The sequence below is a fragment of the Sulfitobacter sp. W027 genome, assembly GCF_025143985.1.
Classification (GTDB): Bacteria; Pseudomonadota; Alphaproteobacteria; order Rhodobacterales; family Rhodobacteraceae; genus Sulfitobacter.
This window is the reverse complement of record NZ_CP083564.1, coordinates 1408309-1429896: the sequence shown is the minus strand read 5'-3', so window position 1 is coordinate 1429896 and position 21588 is coordinate 1408309. Positions and strand designations below refer to the sequence as shown.

At 61.4% G+C, this 21588-nt stretch carries 21 protein-coding genes; 10 read left to right on the top strand and 11 right to left on the bottom strand.

The genetic code is table 11. From position 1 onward, the window contains the following. Positions 1–107: 107 nt before the first annotated feature. Both K3759_RS07040 and trkA read right to left on the bottom strand, forming a co-directional pair. The gene (locus K3759_RS07040; RefSeq protein WP_259985262.1) at positions 108–1661 is read right to left on the bottom strand and encodes a TrkH family potassium uptake protein; all 1554 of its coding nucleotides are present in this window, start codon (positions 1659–1661) and stop codon (positions 108–110) included. Between the two features lie 15 nt (positions 1662–1676). After that, positions 1677–3053 (bottom strand): Trk system potassium transporter TrkA, encoded by a 1377-nt coding sequence (gene trkA, locus K3759_RS07035; RefSeq protein WP_259985260.1) that lies wholly within the window; start codon positions 3051–3053, stop codon positions 1677–1679. Between the two features lie 126 nt (positions 3054–3179). Between trkA and K3759_RS07030 the strand changes: the two genes are divergently transcribed. Beyond that, positions 3180–3674, top strand: coding sequence for a hypothetical protein (locus tag K3759_RS07030; protein WP_259985259.1), 495 nt, complete (start codon positions 3180–3182; stop codon positions 3672–3674). Between the two features lie 45 nt (positions 3675–3719). Here K3759_RS07030 and K3759_RS07025 read toward each other — a convergent pair whose 3' ends face one another. From K3759_RS07025 to dusB, 5 genes are all read right to left on the bottom strand, one after another. Then, on the bottom strand, positions 3720–5132 hold the full coding sequence (locus K3759_RS07025) for a sigma-54 dependent transcriptional regulator (protein ID WP_259985258.1): 1413 nt from the start codon (positions 5130–5132) through the stop codon (positions 3720–3722). Further along, on the bottom strand, positions 5125–7380 hold the full coding sequence (locus K3759_RS07020) for a PAS domain-containing sensor histidine kinase (RefSeq protein ID WP_259985257.1): 2256 nt from the start codon (positions 7378–7380) through the stop codon (positions 5125–5127). Before K3759_RS07020 ends, K3759_RS07025 begins: the two co-directional genes overlap by 8 nt. A gap of 95 nt (positions 7381–7475) precedes the next feature. Beyond that, the gene (locus K3759_RS07015; protein WP_259985256.1) at positions 7476–8855 is read right to left on the bottom strand and encodes a sigma-54 dependent transcriptional regulator; all 1380 of its coding nucleotides are present in this window, start codon (positions 8853–8855) and stop codon (positions 7476–7478) included. 1 nt (position 8856) lies between these two features. Then, complete coding sequence (locus tag K3759_RS07010) at positions 8857–9942, bottom strand: nitrogen regulation protein NR(II) (RefSeq protein WP_259985255.1); 1086 nt, start codon at positions 9940–9942, stop codon at positions 8857–8859. Beyond that, positions 9939–10883 carry a tRNA dihydrouridine synthase DusB gene (gene dusB, locus K3759_RS07005; RefSeq protein WP_259985582.1) on the bottom strand — a complete coding sequence of 315 codons (945 nt, stop codon included), beginning with the start codon at positions 10881–10883 and terminating at the stop codon, positions 9939–9941. The genes K3759_RS07010 and dusB overlap by 4 nt, the downstream gene beginning before the upstream one ends. 232 nt (positions 10884–11115) lie before the next feature. On the opposite strand from dusB, the gene K3759_RS07000 reads away from it, so the two are divergent. Genes K3759_RS07000 through K3759_RS06990 form a run of 3 tightly spaced genes read left to right on the top strand, consistent with a single transcriptional unit; the run spans position 11116 to position 13208 of the window. After that, a complete protein-coding gene (locus tag K3759_RS07000) occupies positions 11116–12246 on the top strand; it encodes a bifunctional 2-C-methyl-D-erythritol 4-phosphate cytidylyltransferase/2-C-methyl-D-erythritol 2,4-cyclodiphosphate synthase (RefSeq protein WP_259985254.1) in 1131 nt (376 codons plus the stop codon). Continuing rightward, the gene (locus K3759_RS06995) at positions 12243–12734 is read left to right on the top strand and encodes a phosphatidylglycerophosphatase A (protein WP_259985253.1); all 492 of its coding nucleotides are present in this window, start codon (positions 12243–12245) and stop codon (positions 12732–12734) included. The genes K3759_RS07000 and K3759_RS06995 overlap by 4 nt, the downstream gene beginning before the upstream one ends. After that, complete coding sequence (locus tag K3759_RS06990) at positions 12735–13208, top strand: CinA family protein (RefSeq protein ID WP_243262996.1); 474 nt, start codon at positions 12735–12737, stop codon at positions 13206–13208. On the opposite strand, the gene K3759_RS06985 is transcribed toward K3759_RS06990, so the two are convergent. Then, positions 13205–13657, bottom strand: coding sequence for a type II toxin-antitoxin system RatA family toxin (locus tag K3759_RS06985; protein ID WP_243262995.1), 453 nt, complete (start codon positions 13655–13657; stop codon positions 13205–13207). The two genes, K3759_RS06990 and K3759_RS06985, sit on opposite strands and share 4 nt — an antisense overlap. Positions 13658–13725: 68 nt before the next feature. Here K3759_RS06985 and hpt point away from each other — a divergent pair, with 68 nt between their 5' ends. From hpt to K3759_RS06965, 4 genes are all read left to right on the top strand, one after another. Further along, positions 13726–14262, top strand: a complete 537-nt coding sequence (hpt, locus tag K3759_RS06980; protein ID WP_093926363.1) for a hypoxanthine phosphoribosyltransferase — start codon at positions 13726–13728, stop codon at positions 14260–14262. Next, positions 14259–14435: a hypothetical protein gene (locus K3759_RS06975; RefSeq protein WP_259985249.1), complete on the top strand. Its 177-nt coding sequence runs from the start codon at positions 14259–14261 to the stop codon at positions 14433–14435. The genes hpt and K3759_RS06975 overlap by 4 nt, the downstream gene beginning before the upstream one ends. 93 nt (positions 14436–14528) lie before the next feature. Then, on the top strand, positions 14529–15008 hold the full coding sequence (locus K3759_RS06970; protein WP_259985248.1) for a cytochrome c: 480 nt from the start codon (positions 14529–14531) through the stop codon (positions 15006–15008). Positions 15009–15011: 3 nt separating this feature from the next. Beyond that, positions 15012–15899: a cytochrome c gene (locus K3759_RS06965; RefSeq protein ID WP_259985245.1), complete on the top strand. Its 888-nt coding sequence runs from the start codon at positions 15012–15014 to the stop codon at positions 15897–15899. Positions 15900–15920: 21 nt separating this feature from the next. Here K3759_RS06965 and lipA read toward each other — a convergent pair whose 3' ends face one another. Further along, positions 15921–16874, bottom strand: a complete 954-nt coding sequence (gene lipA, locus K3759_RS06960) for a lipoyl synthase (RefSeq protein ID WP_243262992.1) — start codon at positions 16872–16874, stop codon at positions 15921–15923. Between the two features lie 242 nt (positions 16875–17116). On the opposite strand from lipA, the gene K3759_RS06955 reads away from it, so the two are divergent. Continuing rightward, positions 17117–17665 carry a peroxiredoxin gene (locus K3759_RS06955; RefSeq protein ID WP_243262991.1) on the top strand — a complete coding sequence of 183 codons (549 nt, stop codon included), beginning with the start codon at positions 17117–17119 and terminating at the stop codon, positions 17663–17665. Between the two features lie 60 nt (positions 17666–17725). On the opposite strand, the gene K3759_RS06950 is transcribed toward K3759_RS06955, so the two are convergent. Beyond that, a complete protein-coding gene (locus K3759_RS06950) occupies positions 17726–18643 on the bottom strand; it encodes a hydrogen peroxide-inducible genes activator (RefSeq protein WP_259985241.1) in 918 nt (305 codons plus the stop codon). Positions 18644–18738: 95 nt separating this feature from the next. Between K3759_RS06950 and K3759_RS06945 the strand changes: the two genes are divergently transcribed. After that, positions 18739–20235 (top strand): catalase, encoded by a 1497-nt coding sequence (locus tag K3759_RS06945; RefSeq protein ID WP_259985239.1) that lies wholly within the window; start codon positions 18739–18741, stop codon positions 20233–20235. A 45-nt stretch (positions 20236–20280) separates the two neighbouring features. Here K3759_RS06945 and K3759_RS06940 read toward each other — a convergent pair whose 3' ends face one another. Continuing rightward, entirely contained in the window at positions 20281–21369 is a 1089-nt protein-coding gene (locus K3759_RS06940; protein WP_259985237.1) for a DUF6456 domain-containing protein, read from the bottom strand. Positions 21370–21588: the final 219 nt, after the last annotated feature.

Genomic DNA, 21588 nt, shown 5'->3' with positions numbered 1-21588 from the left:
CTGGCGTCCGCGTACCGGACCCCCCCGTTGCGTCAAGTATGGAGTGCGCAAGCGCGAGTTTCCAGCCCCAATATCAGAGGTCTAGGTCGGTTCTAGCGCTAAACGTGTCAGGCGCGCCACAAATTCGGGGTCATTAGCGCAATAATTGCCAAAGTTTCGAGCCGTCCCAGTACCATTGCGCCGCTGAGGATGACTTTGGCCGCCAATCCCAGTTCAATCAGACGAATGGGTGTGTCAGCGGCATGTTCGATCAACGGCCCCGTGGTGGATAGTGTGGCGACGGACATGACCACCGCCGCATCAAAGGGCGCGCCAGTAAGGGTCAGCAGCAGGGTCACCCCGGCCAGCGACATGGCAAAGAGCATAAAGAAGATCCACGCGATGAACGCGCCGTTGCTTTGCAACCGCCGCCCCGCCGCACCGGCCCCGCTGACTGAGTTGGGATAAACCAGACGATCCATCTCGCGCACACCATTTTGATAAAGCGCGAAGACCCGCAGCAGTTTCACACCGCCCGCCGTGGTGGCCACCCCGCCGCCAATCAGGGCCAACCCCATCAGCACCAGACCCGGCGTGCGCAGCCCCGACCAGTTCTGCGCCTCGGCCCAATGCTCGGACACGAAACCGGTGGTCGTGAGAAAAGACAGCACTGTGAAAAGCCCACCCCAAAGCGCCTCCAAAGCGCGGGTGCCGTCGACCTCGACCTCAACCTCAAAGGCGCCGATCCAATGGCGTGCAAACAGCAACAGGGGCACACCGATCACCACCAAAAGGCCGATGCGAAACTCTGGGTCAGTCATCAGCCCCCCTTGGGTTGCTGTGACGGTATCTTTGGAAAAGGTCAGCCGCGAGAGGGCGAAGAGCATGAACAGCATCATCACCGCCTCGCCCGTGACACCGATCTGTGCTTCATCGACCCCGCCGATGGGCGAAATACCCGAAGTTGCCATGACCGACATCGCATGACAAAGCGCGACCAAAGCCGTCTCGCCACCGATCACCAGCAAGAGCCACAACAGCAGCGTAAGCCCGAAATAAATCGGCAGCAAAGCCTGCGTGGTGCGCAGCAGACGTTGGCGGGGCGTGATCCGGCCCATCCGGTTGCCCATACGGTCATCGGGCCGCCCGGGTTCAGCCTGCGCGGTCACCTCAAACCCGCCCAAATGCAGCGGCGCGAGAATGGCCGAGGCCGTGACCCACATCAGCAGCCCCCCCATCCAACCGACCTGCGCGCGCCACAGATGCAGTGTGTTGCTCAGCCGTTCGGGATTATCGAACATCGTGGCCCCGGTGGTGGTCAGGGCGCTGACCATTTCGAAATAGACGTTCACGAACCGCGTCGTCGGCAGCGCCTCAAGGAAAGGCACCGCGAAAAAGACCGGCAGAAACACAAAGGCCGAGAGAAGTGACAAGAGCGGTCCGAGCGCGCCGTCCAAGGGCTTGCGCCCGGCATGGGCGATGGCAATGAGCGTGAAGGCGACAAGCCCTAACAAACCGGCATAGAGAAAAGCACGGCTCGCCAGATGGTCGTTCACAACCAGCCCGTGGATCGACGGCAGGATCATCGACACAGCAGAAACGCCGAACAATTGCAGGAAGAGCGGCAGTTGCACGATCTCTCGGCGGATGCCGGTGGGACGGATGCTGGTCGGTTGCGTCACGCGGCGCTCCTGCGCTTAGAAAAAGTCGATCGAGACCTGCAAAAGCTGCTCAACCCGTGGCACATCTTCGGCCAGAGCGAAGAGTGCGACCACATCGCCCTCGTCGATCCTAGTGTTGCCCAAGGGGCGGATCACCTTGCCCTCTTTGCGCAGCATGCCAATCAACACGCCTTCGGGGAAGTCGATTTCCGAGACTTTCTTGCCCGCAAGGGGCGAGGTAGATAGGACTTCGGCCTCAATTACCTCGGCCTCGGCATCGCCGATGGAATAGACCGCCCGCACCCGCCCGTGGCGGATGTGGCGCAGGATCGAACTGACCGTTGTGGCACGCGGGTTGATATAGGCGTCGATGCCAAGGTGGGTCATCAACGGCACCAGCGTCGGGTCATTGATCAGCGCGATCACATAGGGACAGCCTTCGGCCTTGGCGCGCACGCATGACAGCATGTTGGTCTTGTCGTCATCGGTCACCGCCAGCATCGCATCCGCGCGGCTGATCCCGGCTTCGGCCAAAAGCGCCGCATCCAGCCCGTCGCCATTCAGCACGATGGTCCGCTCCAAGCCTTCGGCAGCACGTTCGGCGCATTTGCGGTTCTTCTCGATCATCTTGGTGCGCACGCGCAGCGGCCCGGCCTCAAGGTGTTGGGCCACGGTCAACCCGACATTCCCGCCGCCCACCAGCACGACGCGCTCTTGCTTGGTGGTTTGTTTGCCGAAAATCTCCATCGTTCGGGCGATGTCGTCGTGATGCGAAAAGACATAGCAGTCATCGCCGACAAAAAGCTGATCCTTCGCCTCGGGCGCAAAAAGCGTGCCATCGCGGCGCACCCCCACGACCACGGCGCGCAGGGTAGAAAAGAGATCGGTCAACTGACGCAGCGGCGTGTTCACCACCGGGCAATCGCTGTCGATGGAAATCCCGAGAAGCTGCGCCTGCCCGTCCATGAAAATTTCGGTATCGAAAGCGGCGGGCGCGCTGAGACGCTGAAGGGCTGCGGTCGCGACTTCTTTTTCAGGGGAAATCACCACGTCGATCGGCATGTGGTCGCGGCGGTAGAGGTCGGAATAAATCGCATCCAGATAGGACTGGCTGCGCAGACGGGCGATCTTGCGGTTGATGCCAAAGACCGAATGCGCGACCTGACAGGTCACCATATTGACCTCGTCCGAATGGGTCGCGGCGATGATCATCTCAGCGTCCCGCGCGCCTGCACGGTCCAGCACATCAGGGTAGCTGGCGAATCCGGCGATGCCCTGCACATCCAGCGTGTCGGTGGCGCGGCGGATCAATTCGGCATTGCTGTCGACCACGGTCACATCGTTGCGCTCTCCGCTGAGGTGACGGGCAATCTGCCAACCCACCTGCCCTGCGCCGCAAATGATGATTTTCATGAAGGCTTCCTTACCCTGAGCAAAGATCGTGTGAGGGTTGTCTTGGGTCGGTTAGAGGGCATGACAGATGGGTTGGCAAGGGTCAAATCAATTGTCTTTACTCCGCAACAGCGGCATGATGGCGCTATGAAACCGATATCGCTTCGCCCCTCTCGCGCCGCCTTTGCCCTAACGCTTATCGCCTTGGGGGTTGCCGCCTGCGCGCCGCTGAATACCTATTACAAACCGGGCGCGAGTGTCGCGCAGGTGAACCGCGCGACCACCGCCTGCGAAGTGCAGGCGCTGCGTGATGTGCCGATCTCCACCCAAGTCCGCCGCGAACCACCGCGCTATGTGCCCGAGCGGCGTCACTGTATTGCCGACAATAAATGCAGGGTTACGGGCGGCTTTTATGTCCCCGGTGAGCTGGTGACATTTGATCCTAACGAGGATCTGCGCAACCGGGTTGAGGGGCAATGTATGGCCGATCAGGGCTTTGCCCCTGTGTCGATCCCCGCTTGCCCGAACAACATCGCCCGCGCCGCACCGCCGCGCGCGACCACGACGCTGCCGGCCCTGAACTCCAATTCCTGCGTGATCCGCAACAAGAACGGGTCTTTCCAGATCGTTACGCGCGGCTAACTGGGATCGCGAGGGGTGCCGCCCCTCGCGCCTGAGCCTTGCGGCTTAGCCCGTCGCCTCCACTTCTTCGTCCACATGTGCAATGCGCACACCTGCCTTGGCCGAGGTCACAACGCCAAGCGATTTCAACTTGCGGTGCAGGGCGCTGCGTTCCATGCCGACGAAATTCGCGGTGCGGCTGATGTTGCCGCCAAAACGGTTGATCTGAGTCAGCAGGTATTCCCGCTCAAAGGCCTCGCGCGCTTCGCGCAGCGGCAGTGTTGCCAAGGCGCCCGAAAGCACCACACGCCCATCATCGCCGCCTGCTTCCTCCTCTCCGGGCAACTCGCGGGCCTCAATCGGGCCGGTGCCATCGCCAAGGATCAGAACCCGCTCGACAAGGTTTTTGAGTTGCCGCACATTGCCGGGCCAGACCATCGTCTGCATCAAGGCCACGGCGTCGTCTGTCAACGCGCGCTCGGGCAGACCTTGCGAGGCTTTGAATTCGGCGATGAAATGCTCGGCCAAAAGCGGAATGTCCTCTCGCCGTTCTTCGAGCGAGGGCACGGCAATCGGCACGACGTTAAGGCGATGGTAAAGCTCTTGGCGGAATGTATCGGCCTTGATTGCCTGATCCAGATCGCGATTGGTCGACGAAATCACCCGCAGATCAACCCGCACCTTGTCGTTTCCGCCGACGCGGGTGAACTGCTGATCGACCAAGACCCGCAGGATTTTCGACTGGGTGCCAAGCGGCATGTCCGCGACCTCATCAAAGTAGATCACCCCGCCATGCGCCTGCTCCAACAGCCCTGGCTCAACCACGCGGTCCGGCGTCTCGCGGCCAAAAAGCACTTCTTCCATCCGGTCCGGGGCCACCCCGGCACAATTGACGGTGACGAAGGGTGCTGAGGCACGGGCGGAATGGGCATGAATATAGCGCGCCGCCACTTCCTTGCCCGATCCGGCAGGGCCGGTCAGCATCACGCGGCCATTGGATTTGGTCACCTTATCAAGCTGGCTCAGCAGTGCGCGATAGGGCGCAGAGGTGCCGATCATCTCGGAGGTGGCATCATCGCGGCGCTTGAGGTTCTGGTTCTCCCGGCGCAGGCGCGAGGTTTCCATCGCGCGGCGGATCACCACCAACAGTTGGTCAATGTTGAAGGGTTTTTCGATAAAGTCGTAAGCACCTTGCTTGATCGCTGCGACGGCAATTTCGATATTGCCGTGGCCTGAGATAATCACCACCGGCACATCCGGATTGTCGCGTTTGACGGTCTTGAGAATATCGATCCCGTCCATCCGGCTGTCTTTAAGCCAGATGTCGAGGATGATCAGCGCCGGTGCCTCGGTGTTGATCTCGGCCATCGTCTCGTCTGAGTTGCTGGCCAATCGCGTGGCAAAGCCTTCGTCCTGAAGGATATCCGAGATCAACTCACGGATGTCGCGTTCGTCGTCTACAATTAGGATGTCACTCATCTGCCTTGTCCCCTTGGTCTGTCGTTGTGTCGATGGCCAGCGGCAGCGTTATCACCGCCATGGCCCCGTGATGGTCTTGCCCGTCAAATGCGGGCGCGGTTTCGAGCGTCAGGCTGCCGCCATGTTCCTCGAGAATCTTTTTGACGATCGGCAGGCCCAGCCCGGTGCCTTCGCTGCGCGTGGTTACATAGGGCTCGAACAACCGCGCGCGGTCTTCGGGCAGGCCGATGCCATTGTCGGCGATGGTCAGTCGCAAGAGCCGGTTTTCCGGTGTAAGCGCCACGCGAATTTGCGGCACATGCCCCTTGGGCGCGCCGTCTTTCTTCAAGCTATCAATTGCTTCGCCCGCGTTCTTGATCAAGTTGGTCAGCGCCTGCGAGATCATCGTGCCGTCAATATTGGCCATGATCGGCTGCGCTGGCAGGTCAAGTTTGATTGCAACGTCTTCCTGTCTGCTCTGCTGGAGAAGCACGGCATCGCGCAGCAACTGCCGGATGTCCTGACGGCTGGTTTCCGGCTCTGGCATCCGCGCGAATTTTGAAAACTCATCGACAATGCGCCGCAGGTCGCCCGTTTGCCGGATGATCACGCCGGTCATCTGCTCCAGCGCGTCATCATCCCCTTCGGCCATTTTGGGGCCGAATTTGCGACGAATGCGCTCAGCACTCAACTGGATGGGCGTTAGCGGGTTCTTGATTTCATGGGCAATCCGCCGCGCCACGTCGCCCCATGCGGCCATGCGCTGCGCGCTGACCAGATCGGTCACATCGTCAAAGGCCACCACATAGCCCTCAAGATCGCCGTCCTTGGATCGACGCGTGGCCATACGCACCAACAGATTTTCCATCGCCCCTTGGCGGGAGACCTTAACCTCGGCCTGCGCCACCTCGTCCGAGGCAGCCTTGACCGTCTCGAAGAGCGGGCCGAACTCCGGCACGGCAAGGGTCAGAGGCAGGCTTTGCTGATCTTCCGACCAATCCAGCAGCCGCATGGCAGAGCGGTTCACGAAGGTGACGCGCCCCTCCGGGTCCAGCCCCACCACGCCAGAGGTCACCGAGCTCAGCACGGAATCGAACAGGCGGCGGCGGCGCTCGATCTGGTCGGTATTTTCCAGCAACGTCTCGCGTTGGCCTTTCAACTGCCGCGTCATTTGGTTGAAGTAGCGGCCCAGCATAGCGATTTCATCGTCGCCCTCTTCTTCGCGGACCTGCACGTTCAGGTCCCCCGCGCCCACCTGCTGCGCGGCCCCAGTCAACCGACCGACCGGGCCAGAGAGCCGTTCGGCAAACCACAAGCCCAGCCAGACAGCAGCCAGAATAAGAATTACCGCAAAGCCCAAATAAACAAGCGCGAATTCAAACAGCAGTCGCCCGCGCTCGGATTCAAGTTGTTGATACAGACGCACCGTCTCTTTGGTTTCATCCAGCAGGGCCAGAATCTCACCATCCACGGCGCGGGAGACATAGAGGAAACGATCTACATAGGCGTCCATCGGCACCAGTGCGCGGAATTCGTTGTTGGGCCAATCTTCGATGACCAGAAGGCCTTCTTCACTGGCTGCTTCAAGCTGCGCCTCTGTGGGAGCCTCGAAATCAAATAGATAGGACCGATCACCGCGGGCGCGGATTTGCGCGGTGCTGTCAATCAGGAAGGCTTCGCGCAGGCCGCGCTGGATTTGCCGCTGGCCTTCGCCCAAAAGCTCACTGTCGCTGAGGTTGATGCCCTGCGCACGGGCGCTATCGATGCTGCGGGCAAGGGTTTGCGCATCTAGGATCAGGCCTTCGCGCTGCTCGGCCTCATAGGCCTCTGCCGCTGCCAGAGATGAGCCAACCACGCCGCTCACCCGGTCAGAGAACCAGCCTTCGAGGCCCACATTCACGGTAAGCCCGGCAAAAATCGCCACCGTCACGGTTGGGATGAGCGCCATCAAGGCAAAGACACCCGTAAGCCGAAGGTGCAGCCGGGAGCCCGCAGATTTAGCGCGGCGCGCTGAAATCAGCCGCCCGACCTGAATAAGGACCAGCGCCGCCACCAGCAGCACATAAACAAGATCGGACAACAGGATGAGCCGCAGGTTGAGCGTGTCCGCCCCCTGCCCCAAGGGCCCAAGGGCCAGATAGGTCGCAAGCGCCAAAACCGGCCCCAACACAACCAGCCCAAAGGTGGACCAATTGCGCAGCCGTTTGACTCGCCTGAGACGCCCCAACCGCTCGAGCTTGAACCTGCGTGACCGGGTTGCCACCCGCATACCTCACCGATGTTGTGATGCATCGCTGCATCAACCGCCATATTATGTGGTCCTGATCAGGATAGTACCCCGATGGCCACTGTTATGTGGCTCTTTTACATCATCTTGCGGCCCCGTGTCACCTCAATATCGAGGTCCGTGATCTTCTTACGCAAGGTATTTCGGTTTATTCCCAACAAATCAGCACATTTAGCTTGGTTACCTGCGGTTGCAGCCAGTGCGATTTCGATCATCGGCAGCTCAACTTCCCGCAAGATCCGCGCGTAAAGTCCCGGAGGCGGCAACATTGAGCCGTGCAAATCAAAATACCGCTGCAAATGACGCTCGACCGAGGCGCCCAACCGTTCGGTATCCGCTTCGGTCTGCATCGGGGCCGGGCCGCTTTGCGCGCCGAGCAGTTGTTCCGCCTCGCTCGCCGTGATCTCAGCCGCCTGGCTGGCCAGCGCCAGTTGCCGCATCGCATGTTCCAATTGGCGCACGTTGCCCGGCCATGGGAATTTGAGCAAAATTTGCGCGGCCTTATCCGACAGTTTGCGCGGGGACGCGGCGCCGGGATTGGCGCGGGTCAAGAAATGTTCAGCCAAAAGCGGGATATCTTCCACCCGGTCCCGCAGCGCGGGCACTTCGAGGGTGGCCCCCGACAGGCGATAATAGAGGTCGCGGCGCAGATTGCCCTCTTGCATGGCCGCATCCAGATCGCTTTGGCTGGTCGCCATAAAGCGCGGCGCGTCGTCGCCCGGTGCGTCCATCATGCGCACCAAACGGGCCTGAATTTCTTGCGGGAAATCCGCGATTTCGTCAATCATCAGTGTGCCGCCACGGACCCGCGCCAGGACCCGTGAGGGGCCTTCGATATCCGCAAGGTCAGCATCCGTCACCGTGACAAACGGCAGGCTGCGACGGTCGGAAAAGTCGTGAATGGCCCGCGCGATCAGCGATTTGCCTGAGCCGCTCTCGCCCCAGATCAGCACCGGCAGGTCGGTGTTCATCACCCGCGCCACGGTCCGGTAAAGCGCCTGCATCACCGGGGTGCGGCCGATCATCGGCAGATCATCGCGTTCGGCGTCAATCTCGGCACTGTCGTCGGTGCTGGATTTCCGGCTCAGCGTCGCGCGCTGCTCCAACGCGCGGGCGGTGCGTTTCATCAGGTCCGGCAGGTCGAAGGGTTTGGGCAGATAGTCAAAGGCTTCGGCCTCTGCCGCCTTGATCGCCGTCATGATTGTGTTCTGTGCCGAGATCACGATCACCGGCAGGCCGGGACGGTCCTGCGCAATTTTCGGGAGCATTTCCAAGCCGTTGCCATCGGGCATGATCACATCAGAGATCACCGCGTCGCCTTTGCCCTCGCTGACCCATCGCATCAAGGTGGTCAGGCTGGAGGTGGCATGGACCTTGCAGCCCGCGCGGGTGAGTGCTTGGGTCAGCACGGTGCGGATTGTGCGATCGTCATCGGCGACGAGGATAGTGCCATCCATGTCAATTCTCCTTAAGGGCGGCGGCGCCTGCGCGCGGCAGCGAAATGCGGAATGCGGTGCGACCGGGGGCCGAGCTGACAGAGATCCAGCCTCCGTGGTCTGAAATGATCTTGCTCACGAGGGCGAGCCCCAGCCCGGTGCCATTCTCACGGCCCGAGACGAAAGGATCGAAGACATCGGCGCGGATATGTTCCGGCAAACCGGGGCCATCGTCGATCACCTCAATCTGTAGGGGCAGCGGCTGGCCGTCTCCATCGGCGCGGCGCAGCTGGAAGCCATGTTCATAGAAGCTGCGCAGCCGGATCGTGCCACCTGCGTCCCCCGCGGCCTCTGCAGCGTTGCGGATCAGGTTCAGCAAGACCTGCAAAAGCTGATCCTTGTCACCAAGTGCGGGCGGCAAAGAGGGGTCGTAATCTTCGATAATCTTCATCTTCGCGCCAAAGCCCAACAGCGCGGAGCGTCGCGCACGGTCCAGCACGTCATGCAGGTTGACCGGCTTACGCTCGGGCGCCATGAGGTTGCCGAATTGCTCGACCTGCTCCAGCAGCTTCACGATGCGGCGGCTTTCGGCGACGATGAGATCGGTCAGTTCCAGATCATCCTTGGGCAAGTTCATCGACAGCAGCTGCGCCGCCCCGGTGATCCCGGCCAAAGGGTTCTTGATCTCATGGGCCAGCATCTCGGCCATGCCGATGGCCGATTTGGCGGCAGATTTTACGCTGTGATCCTGCGTGATGCGCCCGGCCAATTCACGCGGGGTGATCATCAGGATCATCTGCCCCTCCCCACCGACAAGCGGTGCGATCTGCAAGCCGCATTGCAAAGGCGCGCGCTGCATCGCCCCGACATCCACGTCATTCACAAAAAGCGGTGTGCCCTGAAGCCGCGCGCGGGCGAAAGCGGCCTCAAGCGGGTGATCCACGGCGATCAACTTCCAGATCGACTGGCCGATGGTCGCGCGGGCCGAAGCGTTAAGGAACCCTTCGGCAGAGGGATTCAGATCAACGACCCGATCATCGGCACCAACGATAAAGGCGGGCACCGGCAAGGAGGTCCAAACCTGCCGCTCCGGCGTTTCGGCTCTCATGCTGCGACCAGGGTTTGCTGAGCCGCTGCGTCATACTGCATAGCCTCGGCGATCAGATTAAAGGTGGTTTTCACCTCCCGCGCGGTCAGCACCGCACGGCGGAGGTCGGCGGGGGTGCCGCAATGGTCCATATACCAGCCCAGATGTTTGCGGGCGACCTTGGCCCCCAGATCCGTCCCATAAAACCGCAGCATCTCGTCGTAATGCTCGGTGACCATCTGAGCCATCGCGGGCCCTTTGGGGATCACCGGTTTGGCGCGTCCGTGCAGGTCATGGGCGATCTCCGCCAGCAGCCAAGGTCGCCCCTGCGCCCCACGCCCAACCATCACGCCGTCTGCGCCCGACAGGCGCAGCGCTGTCCGGGCCTCTTCGCTGCCGATGATGTCGCCATTGGCGATGACGGGGACATTCACTGTCTCTTTCACCGCGCGGATCGCAGCCCAATCGGCGCGACCCTTGTAGAACTGACAGCGCGTGCGCCCGTGGATGGTGATCATCTGCACGCCCGCGTCCTCGGCCCGTTTGGCGATCGGGGCGGCGTTGAGCATATTGTCGTCCCAACCGAGCCGGGTTTTCAACGTCACAGGCACCTTGACCGCGCCGACCACCGCTTCGATCAGCCGCAGCGCGTGATCGGGCGTTTTCATCAATGCCGAGCCGGAGGCGCCCTGCGTCACCTTTTTGGCCGGGCAGCCCATGTTAATGTCGATGATCCGCGCGCCCATCGCCTCGACCATCCGCGCGGCTTCGGCCATCGGTTCGGCCTCGCGCCCTGCAAGCTGGACGGAGGTGCCGATGACATCCAGCCCCAGCTCCGCTTTCTCTCGGGTACCGGGGCGGCGGCTGAGCAGTTCTTGGCTGGCGACCATCTCGGACACGACCAACCCCGCCCCGAATCGCGCCACGAGGTTGCGATAGGGCAGATCGGTGATCCCGGCCATCGGGGCGAGGAATACCGGCGGGTCGAATGTCAGGGGGTCGGCGGTCACATGCTTAATCCTTGTGCGGTCGTTCGTTGTGTAGCTCTGCCACGGGGTGACCTCAATGAAACTAGCCTGAAAAGCAGCTATGCGCCAAGCCATTGCCTATTATTTAGGCAGCCGCCTCAGATTGCACCCCGCCGCCGCATTGCCTAGACAGGGCCATGTTCACCATGTTTTCCGGATCGCCCAAATGAGTATCGCAGCCCTGATCGTTGCCGCCGGGCGTGGCAGCCGCGCAGGCGGTCCGCAGCCGAAACAATGGCAAGCGCTGGCGGGGGCACGTGTGATCGACCACACGCTCGCCGCCTTCCGCGCCCTGCCCCAGATCACCGAGATCGTGCTGGTACTGCACCAAGACGACATGGATCAGGCCGAGGCGTTTGCGGCGCAGGGCATTACTATCACCACTGGCGGGGCGGAACGTGCGGCCTCGGTCCAGCGCGGTCTTGGGGCGATTGGCCAAGCGAAGAAGGTGTTGATCCACGACGCCGCGCGGCCCTGCGTTTCGGCTGAGATCATCACGGGCGTGATCGAAGCGCTGGACCAGTATCAAGCCGCCGCCCCCGGACTGCCTATCACAGATGCGCTTTGGCAGGGCAGCGAAGGCCGCGTCACCGGCACACAAGACCGCAAGGCCCTTTTCGCCGCGCAGACACCGCAGGGCTTTGACCTCGCCGCAATCCGCGCGGCTCACGCAGCCTATGACGGCCACGCGGCAGATGATGTCGAAGTCGCCCGCGGGGCAGGCCTGACCGTTGCTATCACCCAAGGCAGCGCCGATAACCTGAAAATCACCCGGCCCGAGGATTTCGCCCGCGCCGCCCGCGTATTGGAGACCCGCATGGACATTCGCACCGGCAATGGATTTGACGTGCACGCTTTCGGCCCCGGAGATCATGTGACCCTCTGTGGCATCGACATTCCCCACACCCATGGGCTGGTCGGCCATTCCGACGCCGATGTCGCGCTGCACACGGTGACCGATGCCATCTACGGTGCGCTGGCGCGCGGCGATATCGGCCAGCATTTCCCGCCGAGCGATCCGCAATGGAAAGGCGCGCGCAGCGATATTTTCCTGCGCCACGCGGCACAGCTCGCCCGCGATATGGGGTTCACCCTGACCCATGTCGACTGCACGCTCATCTGCGAGACGCCGAAGATCGGCCCCCATGTGCAACCGATGCGCGCCTCCATGGCCGAGATACTGGGGATCGAGATCGACCGCGTATCCGTCAAAGCGACCACAAGCGAGCGTCTTGGCTTTACGGGCCGTGGCGAAGGCATTGCCTGTATGGCCACAGCAACATTGGTGAAAAAATGACCCCTGCACATCTGATCGCGACTCTGTTGGGCGTAGGCCACATCCGCCCCGCCCCGGGCACTTGGGGCTCGCTCATCGCCCTGCCCTACGCGTGGCTTTTGCATGTGATGGGGGGCTTTCCGCTGCTTGCGGTTGGGGTCCTCGTGGCGATCCCCTTGGGCTGGTGGGCAACCGCGCGCTATACGGCAGGCGGGCCGGATCATGATCCCGGTGAGGTGGTCATCGACGAATTGGTCGGCCAATGGATCGCGCTCTTGCCGCTGTCCTATGCCGCATGGTCGATGCAGATCCCAATCCTTGCCATGTGGCCCGGCTGGATCGCCGCTTTTGCGCTGTTCCGGCTGTTTGACATCACCAAACCGTTGATCATCGGCTGGGCCGACCGTCAGGGCGGGCCATGGGGCGTGATGCTAGACGATATCTTTGCCGGGATTTTCGCAGCACTTGGCGTCATGGCGCTGGCCGCGCTTTATCACGGGGTGCTGTAAATGACCCTTGCCGCGCAACTGTTGGAAAAAGCGCATGAAACCGGTGCGATGGTCGCCTGTGCAGAGAGTTGCACGGGCGGGATGCTGGCCGCGGCACTGACCGATTTGCCGGGGTCTTCGGCCCTACTGGATCGCGGCTTTGTCACCTATACCAATGCAGCGAAAATGGCGATGTTGGGCGTGTCGGAGGCGACGCTGGCGCAGTGGGGCGCGGTGTCTGAACAGGTGGCCGAAGAGATGGCGGCGGGTGCATTGGAGCGTTCTGAGGCGCAGATCGCGGTGTCGATCACCGGCATCGCAGGCCCCGGCGGATCAGAGCATAAGCCCGAAGGCCGGGTCTGTTTCGGCCTTGCAACGTCGGCGGGGGTCCAGACGGAAACAATTGAGTTCGGCGCGAAGGGCCGCGACGCGGTACGTCTGGCGGCCCGTGACCATGCGCTTGGCCTGTTGCTGCGAGGCTTCGCGGCGCTTTAACCTTGGGGGCCGTAAAGCTCTTTCGCACGGTTCTCGAAGGCCCGTACGATCCGCTGCATCGCCTCGTTGAAAACCACGCCGATGACCTTTTGCAGGATCGCGTTGCGGAACTCAAAATCGACAAAGAAATGCACCTGACAGCCTTCGAGGTTATCCTCAAAATGCCAGTTTGATTTCATATACTTGAACGGCCCGTCCAGATATTCGGTGTCGATCTTCTTGGCCTCGGGCCAAAGCACCACACGGCTGGTGAAGCGCTCCCGAAACACTTTGAAAGAGATCACCAGATCGGCCTCCATTACCCGGTGATCGCCACGGTCTTCGTCGCTGCGAATACGCGCGGCAGCGGTCCAAGGCAGGAATTCGGGATAGCGGGCCACATCAGCGACAAGATCATACATCTGTTGCGCGCTATAGGGCAGTTGGCGGGTCTCTGAATGGGTGGGCATTGCGTTCCGTTGCGTTGCGGGTTACCCCCTATTTCACTTTTCGACCCCGCAGATTCAAGGGCAAAACCATGGCACAACGGCCTTACGTCATCGATGAAATGATCTCGGCCAAGGCCATCGCGGCCCGGATCGAGACTCTCTGCCGCGAAATTCACGACGAATTTGACGGCACCGACAAACTGGTCGTGGTCGGTCTGTTGCGCGGCTCCTTCGTGTTCATCGCCGATCTGGTGCGCGAGTTGGACCTGCCGATCGAAGTCGATTTCCTCGAAGCCTCCAGCTATGGTGACGGCATGGAGAGCAGCCGAGAAGTCCGCATTCTCAAGGACTTGCGCGGCGCCATCGAAGGGCGCGATGTACTGGTCGTCGAAGATATTGTCGACACGGGCCACACGCTGCACCATGTCACCAACCTGCTGCGCTCGCGCGAACCTGCCCGGTTGAAGTCTATTGCACTGCTCGACAAACCCACCCGGCGTGAGGTCGATCTTAAAGCAGACTGGACCGGCTTTGAAATTCCCGATGAATTTGTCGTGGGCTACGGCATCGACTTTGCCCAACGCAACCGCAACCTGCCCTTCATCGGCAAGGTCCGCTTTACATGATGGACCCACGGTGGCTGCTGCGCATGTCTCAATGGGCGCGCAATCCACCGTCCACGAAACGGGTGATCGTGGTCTTCGCGATCATCGCGGTGGCCTTGGCCATCAGCTTGATCGAATGGTTGGGCTACTGGCCTGACTGGGCCACAGCAGAGCGGATCCCCCGCCGGTTCTAAGCCGAAGCGCGCTTGTTATCCTGCTGATCACGTTTTTGTTTTTTGTGGCCCGCCCCTCCCATGTTACGCTGCGGCAAGAAAAGGGAGATGACCATGTATTTGACCAAAAGCATTGCCGCCATCGGCGTCAGCGCCGTATTGATCGCCACCGCCGGTTTCGCCGCAAACCACAGCGACAAAGCCGCGAGTGACGCAGTGAACGCGCGCCACGCGCAGATGCAGCTGATCGCCTATCACACCGGCATTCTGGGCGGGATGGCCAAGGGCGAGACGGAATATAACGCCGAAATGGCAACCGCCGCCGCAACCAACCTGCATGCCGCCGCAGGTTTTGAGCGGAACACCCTCTGGCTTGAAGGCACCGAGCAAGGGGCCGTCGAAGGGTCCCGCGCCAAGGCCGAAATCTGGAGCGATTCTGAAGGGTTTAGCGACGCTTTCATGGCGCTGGAGACCGCCAGCGCGGATATGATCGACGCCGCAGGCACCGATCTTGACGCGTTGAAAGCGGGCATGGGTGCTGTGGGCAAGGCCTGCGGCGCCTGTCATGACGATTACCGCGGCCCAAAGAACTGATCTTTGCGCCGTGTAATTCCTGTACTGCTGGGCTGTGCCGCTCTTGGCGCGGCCCTTGGCTGGGTCATTACCCGGCCCGATCCGCTTAAGCCGTCCTACGGCTCGGGGCTGACGCCTGAACCCGAAGCGGGTGCGCTCGTTTTTGCCGCCGGGGGCTGCGTGTCATGTCATGCCGCGCCTGAGAGTGAGGGGGACGAGATGCTGGTTTTGGCCGGTGGCCTGCCCTTCCCCAGCGATTTCGGCACCTTTCACGCACCCAATATATCGCCAGACCCGACCCACGGCATCGGTAAGTGGACCCTGCCGGAATTTGCCCGCGCCGTGACGCGCGGCGTCTCGCCCGAAGGCCAGCATTACTACCCCGCCTTTCCCTATACCGCCTACCAGCATCTCGCCCCGCAGGACGTGGTTAATCTCTTTGCGTATATGCAAACCCTGCCCGCCGCAGAGGTGCCGAGCCTGCCGCATCAGGTGAGCTTTCCCTTCAATGTGCGGCGCGGCCTCGGCGCGTGGAAAATGCTGTTTTCTGACGAAGATTTCGTGCTGGCAGATGCGTCAGATGCACAGGTCGCGCGGGGGCGCTACCTTGTCGAAGGGCTGGCCCATTGTGGGGAATGTCATACGCCGCGCAACGCTCTGGGCGCGTTGGAGCGCGAGGCTTGGCTAACCGGCGCACCGAACCCCTCGGGAAAGGGCCGCATCCCCGGCATCACGCCCGCACATCTTAAGTGGTCCAAGGCCGATCTGGTGGAATATTTCACCTCCGGCTTCACGCCGGAATATGACAGCGCGGGCGGTGAGATGGCCGAGGTGGTCAGCAATCTTGCACAGCTGCCTGAGAGCGACCGCGAAGCGATTGCTGCCTACCTCAAGGCCCTGCCCGGCGGGTAACGCCGGGCGCGTCCTTTTCGATCAGGCAATACCCAGTTTGCGGTTCCGCGCCTCACGCAGACGCGCGAAATCGTCGCCCGCGTGGTAGCTCGACCGGGTCAGCGGCGTGGCGGAGACCATGAGGAAGCCCTTGCCGTAAGCCGCCTTTTCGTAGGAGGAGAACTCCTCTGGCGTGACGAAACGGTCCAGCGCGTGGTGCTTTGGCGTCGGCTGTAGGTATTGGCCAATGGTCAGGAAGTCGATATCGGCGGCGCGCATGTCTTCCATCACCTGAATGACCGATTGCCGGTCTTCGCCCAGGCCCACCATGATGCCCGATTTGGTGAACATCGACGGGTCCAGTTCCTTCACCCGCTGAAGCAGGCGCAGAGAATGGAAGTAACGCGCGCCGGGGCGCACTTCGGGGTAAAGGCCGGGGACGGTTTCAAGGTTGTGATTGAACACATCCGGGCGCGCTTCGACAACCTTTTCAAGGGCTTCGGGGCCGCAGCGGATGAAATCCGGCGTCAGGATTTCGATCGTCGTGTCGGGGCTGCGGTGGCGCACGGCGCGGATGGTTTGGGCAAAATGCTCGGCCCCGCCATCTTTGATATCGTCGCGGTCGACCGAAGTGATGACGACGTGGTTCAACCCCAGTTTGGCAACCGCATCGGCCACACGGCCCGGCTCAAACACATCGAGATCCTCTGGAGGCTTACCCGTAGCGATGTTGCAGAAGGTGCAGGCGCGTGTACAAACCTCGCCCATGATCATCATCGTGGCATGACCCTGAGACCAGCATTCGCCAACATTCGGGCAGCCCGCCTCTTCGCAGACCGTGGTCAGCTTGTTGTCGCGCATAATGCGCGCGGTCTCGGCATAGCCCTTGCCGCCGGGCGCTTTGACCCTGATCCAACTCGGCTTTTTCGGCTGGGCGTTGTCAGGCTTGCGCGCCTTTTCGGGGTGGCGCTGTTCGGGTATCTTCAGATCGCGCATCGGGGGCCTCTGATCATTGTGTCGCGGTCTGTTTATCATAGTCCATGGCCCGATGACCACCTACAGGATGCGCCCTCAGAACAAGGCAGCCATGCGCCAGCGGCATCACCCTATTCCTCTGATTTAGCGCGTTGTTTTCTAACCGGAAAGTTACAATGCAGCTGCAGCATTGCGAGAGTTGATCAGGCACCCTATATGGGCTACCAAGCCTCAAAGAATCCAATCCGAGAAAGAGAGACGCGATGAAACCCGGTATCAATGTCCCCAATGTCACCTTCAAAACGCGCGTGCGCGACGACAGCATCGAAGGCTCCAACCCCTTCCGCTGGGAAGACAAGACCAGCGATGATTTCTTCAAGGGCAAGCGCGTTGTCCTGTTCTCCCTCCCCGGTGCCTTCACGCCGACATGCAGCACCTACCAGCTGCCCGGTTTTGAGAACAATTTTGCCGCCTTCCAAGAGCATGGCATCGACGGCATCTACTGCCTGTCGGTCAATGACAGCTTTGTCATGAACAAGTGGAAAGAGATGCAGGGCGTCCAGAACATCGACGTGATCCCAGATGGCTCGGGCGAATTTACCCGCCGCATGGGCATGTTGGTCGCCAAAGACAACCTTGGCTTCGGCGCACGCAGCTGGCGCTATGCCGCGATCGTCAACGACGGTCAGATCGAAGCTTGGTTCGAAGAGCCCGGCATCAGCGACAACCACGGCGATGACCCCTACGGCGTGTCCAGCCCTGAGAACCTGCTGGAATACCTCGAAAACCAGAAACAGACCGAAGCGGCCTAAGCCCTTTCTCTGTGATCGGATCGGGCCGCTTGGCCCGATCCCCCGCTGCCCCGCCTGCGCTTAGTATCTCGCGCGCAGCTGCCCGGTCAGTCCTTCTCCCACCTCTGTCAGTGTCTCGGCCAGTTGCGCGGCCCAACCTCCGCCGGGGGTGCCTGCCCGACGTACGAGCCCGATCTGCCGTGAAGGCTCCGGCGCGCCGAAACGGTGCAACCGCAGGCCCGGCGCGGCATCAAGCTCGGTCTTGGCAGCGATTTCGGGCATCAGGGTCATGCCAAACCCCGCCTCCACCAGCCTTGATAGGGTGGCAAGGGACGAGGCCCCGGTATGGATGCCCGCCTGCGTCCGGTCGCGCTGACAGACATCCAGCGCCTGATCGGTTAAGCAGTGGCCGTCCTCCAGCAGCATCAGCGGCGTGCGCGCTAAGTCGGTCGGGTGGGCGACCATGGTTCCGGCCATCCGCTCCGCCGATCCGGCGAGCAGGAAACGATCCTCAAATAGCGCCACTTCGGCCAGACCGCTTTCCCCCACGGGCAGCGCCATGACGGCGGCATCCAGCGAACCTGCACGCAGATCGGCCAAAAGCTGATCGGTCTGCGCCTCGCGTACTTCCACCCGCAGAGAAATATCCTGCGCGCGCAGGGCGGCCAGCACACCGGGCAGCAGGTAGGGTGCCACGGTGGGGATCAGTCCAAGGTTCAACGTGCCTGCCAGCCCAACCTGCTCGCGCGCGGTGGCCTCCAGCAATCTGGCGCGGCGCAGGATATCCTCGGCACGTGTCAGCACCTCGCGGCCCAAAGGCGTCAACACCGACGCCCGGCTTCGACGCTCAATAAGCCGCCCGCCAAGCGTTTCTTCCAACCCCCGGACCTGCACCGAAAGAGCGGGTTGCGAGATGTTACACGCCTCCGCCGCGCGGCCAAAGTTGCCCAAAGTCGCCAGCGCACGGAAGTATTCGAGTTGTTTCAACGTAAAGTTCATAACTTTTTCCTATCGCAAATTTACAAAACTGCAATTGGAAATTATGGCCAGCATAGGTCATGTTCCTCCCAGACAATAACCGAGGGGAACCCAAGATGAGCAAGCGTCTCACCACCACTGCCGGCGCACCGATGCCGACCAACGAAACCAGCAAGACCGCGGGCAGCCGTGGCCCGGTGCTGCTGGACGACTACCAACTGATCGAGAAACTGGCTCATCAGAACCGCGAGCGTATTCCCGAGCGTGCCGTGCACGCCAAGGGTTGGGGCGCGGAAGGCACCTTCACCGTCACCCATGACATCAGCGACTATAGCTGTGCGGCGATCTTCTCCGAAGTGGGCAAAACCTGCGAAATTATCTCGCGTTGGTCCACCGTGGCGGGCGAATTGGGCGCCGCCGATAGTGAGCGTGACGTGCGCGGGTTCTCGGTGAAATTCTACACCGAAGAAGGCAATTGGGACGTGGTTGGCAACAACACCCCGATCTTCTTTGTGCGCGATGCTTACAAATTCCCGGACTTCATCCGCACCCAGAAACGCCACCCGCGCACCAACCTGCGCTCGCCCGAGGCGATGTTCGACTTCTGGGCGGCGCAGCCAGAGTCGGTGCACCAAGTTACAATCCTGATGTCCGACCGCGGCATTCCGGTGAACCCAATGCATATGCACGGCTACGGCAGCCACACCTATTCGATGTGGAACGCCAAGGGCGAGCGTCACTGGGTGAAGTTCCACTTCCGCTGCCAGCAGGAGATCCGTAACCGCTCCAATGAGGACGCGGAGAAGCTGATCGGGTCGACACGTGAAAACTTCCAAGAGGATCTCTTCAACGCAATCGAAGGCGGCGACTTCCCGAAGTGGGAGCTGAACATCCAAGTCATGCCCGAGGCAGAGGCCGAGACCTGCGGCTTCAATCCCTTTGACCTGACCAAAGTCTGGCCGCATGCGGATTACCCGCTGATCCCGGTAGGTATGTTGGAGTTCAACCGCAACCCCGATAACTATTTCCAGAGCATCGAAAACGCCGCCTATTCGCCGTCGAACAAAATCCCCGGCATCGGCTTCTCGCCCGATAAGATGTTGCAAGCGCGGGTCTTTTCCTATGCCGATGCACACCGCTACCGTCTTGGCACGCATTACGAGGCTCTGCCCGTCAACGCCCCAAAGGCCGCGCCGATGCACCACTACCACAAGGACGGGTCGATGCGGTTCTTCCCACAGCAGACCGGCCACCCGGATGCCTATTACGAGCCGAACCAATACGAGGAATCGGCCCGTCCTGATCCGTCGGTGCAAGAACCGCCGTTGCGTATCTCGGGCGATGCAGATCGTTATGTCCAAGAGGAAACGGACGCCGATTACGTCCAGCCGCGCAAGCTTTACCTTGAGGTCTTCGACCAAGGGCAGCGTAACCGTCTGCACGCGAATATGGCCGGTGCCATGGCCCCCTGCTCGCAGCCTGTAAAGGAACGCTGGTACGCTGTGCTTGAGAAAGTGCACGCCGATTACGCCGCCGGTGTACGGGCCGCCTGTGAGAAAGACGCAGTGGCGATCTCGGTGACAGATGAGACACCAACGAAGGTCGCTGAGTAAAGCGATTGGGGCGGCAGGGCTATGACCTTGCCGCCCCGCCCCTTTTTATCCGATCATTGGGCCACCCGGCCCTACGGTCTCATCGTAATGCCGTTTAAGCCGCATTAGCGCGATGCGCAGAACGATCTTGCCTGACCGTGCCGACCACCCCAGCCGTTTTTCCGTGGTTTCAAGCCCTTCTAAATAGCAGCAGCAGCGCAAGACGACATCCGACAGCCCCGGGCCAAGGTCGGCCATCGCATCGGCCACCCGCTTGCGCGCCTCTGCTGCAGCCATCACACCTGACCCATCGCGGCGTCCCGTGGGCTTGGCCCCGGGGGTCAGGAAATGGTCCCAATTCTGGGTAACTTCCCCCCCCATCTGCGCCAGTTCAAAATCTTCGCGCAGCCGTTCGCCCGCATGCACCAGTCCCTCTTCCAAGAAGGGCGCGCCGGCTTTATCGCGCCGCCGGGCCAGCGCGGAAAGTGGGCTTTCTGACAGGCAATAGCGGCTACGGCGGGGGGCCGCGTGGGCATCCGCGCCCTCTTCTGTCCCGTGATCGCCGGGCATGCCCAAAAACGCGGTTTGGTCCTCGGCAAAGCCCTCGGCCCCGGCGCCTTGCGCGTCAATCATCCGCCGCAGTGCAGCGCGCCCCGCGCCGGTAATATGATAGCGCGTCACCCGCCCTGCGCTGCCCGGCGTGATCCAGTCTTTCAGCGCCATCGCCTGTGCCACGGCACTGTCCACCACGGCGGTCCGGGCACCGGGGCCGGTATCCGTTTCGCGCACGACGACGGCCTTTTCCATACCTTCGGCCACGGCCAAGACCGCGCCGGTTTCATGCAAGCGACGAAGAGCACGCAGCGCTTCGGCAGCAAAAGTGTCTTCATCAAGAAGGGGGGCGGCGGGCTTGTTCATTATCGCTGTCTTTCCTGCTGGGGGGCCAGCAGTACAATCCAAGCCACGCCGCACCGCGCCGAGCCTGCGCAGGGCTGCATCCACCAGCGGATCGTCGCGCCGGGTCTCGATACGGCGAATTTGTCGCATGATCGTTGAGGCATGACAGCCAGCTTGGCGTGCCAAAGCCCGGATCGGTGCGCCGGTCTCCGTATGTGCGAGGTAATGTAGGGCCCCATGCGGCACCCATCCCGGCATGACTGTCTGTTGGGTTTGGTGATGCGCCTTCAATTGACTGCCACTTCCATTTTGGCGGGTCCCCAAGCTGGAGAGTTATCCCCAGAGATATTCACAACCTATGGATGTTTTGGTTACCCGTTCGTTAAAATCATCGCGTTTGGCAATGATTGTTTCCAAAAGGTAAACGATGCCGGAATGCGCCGTGCGCCGAGAACTCATACCACGCAACACCCGGAA